At 63.5% G+C, this 2,044-nt stretch carries 1 protein-coding gene; it reads left to right on the top strand.

From position 1 onward, the window contains the following. Nucleotides 1–251 precede the first annotated feature (251 nt). Entirely contained in the window at nucleotides 252–1,472 is a 1,221-nt protein-coding gene (locus tag H8A92_RS40290; RefSeq protein ID WP_229200782.1) for an ABC transporter substrate-binding protein, read from the top strand. Nucleotides 1,473–2,044: the final 572 nt, after the last annotated feature.

The raw sequence follows: 2,044 nt of genomic DNA, 5'->3' as shown, positions 1-2,044 counted from the left end.
CCCGGCGCTGCGCGCCGACCTCTCCCAAGGGAGAGGTGAACGGCTGCCGTGCCAGACAACACTCTCGTCATGCTTTAGGGAACGCCGCGGCGAGATCTCGTCGCGGCGTTCGCTTGTTTGGCGTAGCGACCGTGTTCCTCCTCCCGGAATTTCGGCGCGGATTCGCAGAGCGCCATGCCGGCCAACGGGGTTGCCGGTGATCCCTGATTGCTTCAGGAGTTCGTCCGAACCATCCGAACCCTGGGAACGAAATGTCCATCACGAAACGCTCGCATGTCCTGGCCGCAATTGCCGCCGTGTGTCTCTCATTTGCTGCCGGTACGGCCCGCGCGGAGGATGGTATGTTGCGGGTCGGCATCATCACCGACATGAGCGGGCAATATTCCGACGGCAACGGTCCGGGATCGGTGATCGCAGCACAAATGGCCGCCGAGGAAATCGGCGGCACGGTCGCCGGGCGCAAGATCGAGATCATTTCGGCCGATCACCAGAACAAGCCAGATGTCGCGACCGGCATCGTGCGCAACTGGATCGACAACAAGGGTGTCGACGTGATCGCCGAAGGCGTCAATTCCGCCGTGGCGCTCGCGATCCAGACGGTGACCCGCGAACGCAAGAAGCTGTTCCTGATCTCGGGCTCCGGTTCATCCGACCTCACCGGCAAGCAATGCTCGCCGACCAGCGTGCAGTGGACCTATGACACCTACGCCTCTTCGAACGCGACGGCGAAGGCGGTGGTTGCGCGCGGCGGTACGCCCTGGTTCTTCCTCACGGCGGACTATGCGTTCGGCCAGGCGCTGGAGCGCGACGCAAGCAGGGCCGTCACCGCTGCCGGCGGCAAGGTGCTGGGCGCGGTCCGCCATCCCTTCGACACCGCCGATTTCTCGTCGTTCCTGCTGCAGGCGCAGTCGTCCAGCGCCAAGATCCTGGCGCTCGCCAATGCCGGCTCCGACTTCCGCAACGCGGTGTCGCAGGCCGACGAGTTCAACATCCGCGCCAGCATGCAGATCGTCGCGCTGCAGGTGACGCTCACCGACGTGCCGGCGCTCGGCCTCGCGCACGCGCACGATCTCTTGTTCACCGATTCCTTCTATTGGGATCGCACGCCCGAGACGCGCGTGTTCGCCCAGGAGTTCTTCAAGCGGCACGGCGCGATGCCGACCGCCTACCAGGCCGGCGTCAACTCGGCGCTGCGGCACTACTTCAAGGCCGTCGCCGCGACCAACTCGGTTGATTCCGAGGCCGTGATCGCGCAGATGCGCAAGACCCCGGTCAACGATTTCTTTGCCCAGAACGGCGTGGTGCGCGAGGACGGCCGGATGGTGCACGACATGTATCTGATGCGCATCAAGAAGCCGGAAGAGTCCAAGAGCAAATGGGATCTCTACGAGTATCTCGCGACGGTGCCGGGCGACCAGGCCTTCCGTCCGCTCGCCGAAGGTGGTTGCCCCTACCTCGCCAAGGCGCAGTAGGGCGCGAGGCAACCGTTCTTTCTTTCGTCATTCCGGGGCTCGCGAAGCGAGAGCCCGGAATCCATTCCACCACGATTCATGCGGCCCGATGGATTCCGGGCTCGACGCTTCGCGTCGCCCCGGAATGACGAAGGGAGGTGCGGCAAATTAGCCCGACGGGCAATTCAGCAAAATGCGTCAAGTCTCCGCGGCGAAAATATTTCGCTTTATCCGAATAGCCAACTCAGTGTATGAATCCTCCCATCTCACCCGATCGAGGGGCGCTTCGCGGTCGTCACGAACGCGGGTCGAGATGCGGTGGACGCGGATTGCGCAACTGACGAGTGCGCATGAAGCGGACGGTGAAGTCGTGTGGTCCTGACGCCCTAGTGGTAGGTGTCTCTTCGTATTGCGCAATGCGCGTTGCGAAGGCGGTGACAACAAAGCCCAGTCTCGCCGGGGAGAGCACGAAGTAAGCCGTAGCCCATCGCGCAGGGAAAGCCGGATTGCTCCGGTTACACCTGTGGTCCTACCCCCGAGCTTTCTACCCTTTTGCTCGGGGCCCATGGGTGCGATCGGCACCCGGCTTTCCC

This window comes from Bradyrhizobium acaciae (assembly GCF_020889785.1).
Taxonomy (GTDB): domain Bacteria; phylum Pseudomonadota; class Alphaproteobacteria; order Rhizobiales; family Xanthobacteraceae; genus Bradyrhizobium; species Bradyrhizobium acaciae.
This window is presented reverse-complemented; position numbering and strand designations above follow the sequence as displayed.

Excerpts from the sequence above, each read along its gene's own strand:
- H8A92_RS40290 (WP_229200782.1), top strand. The coding sequence starts at position 252 with ATGTCCATCACGAAACGCTCGCATGTCCTGGCCGCAATTGCCGCCGTG.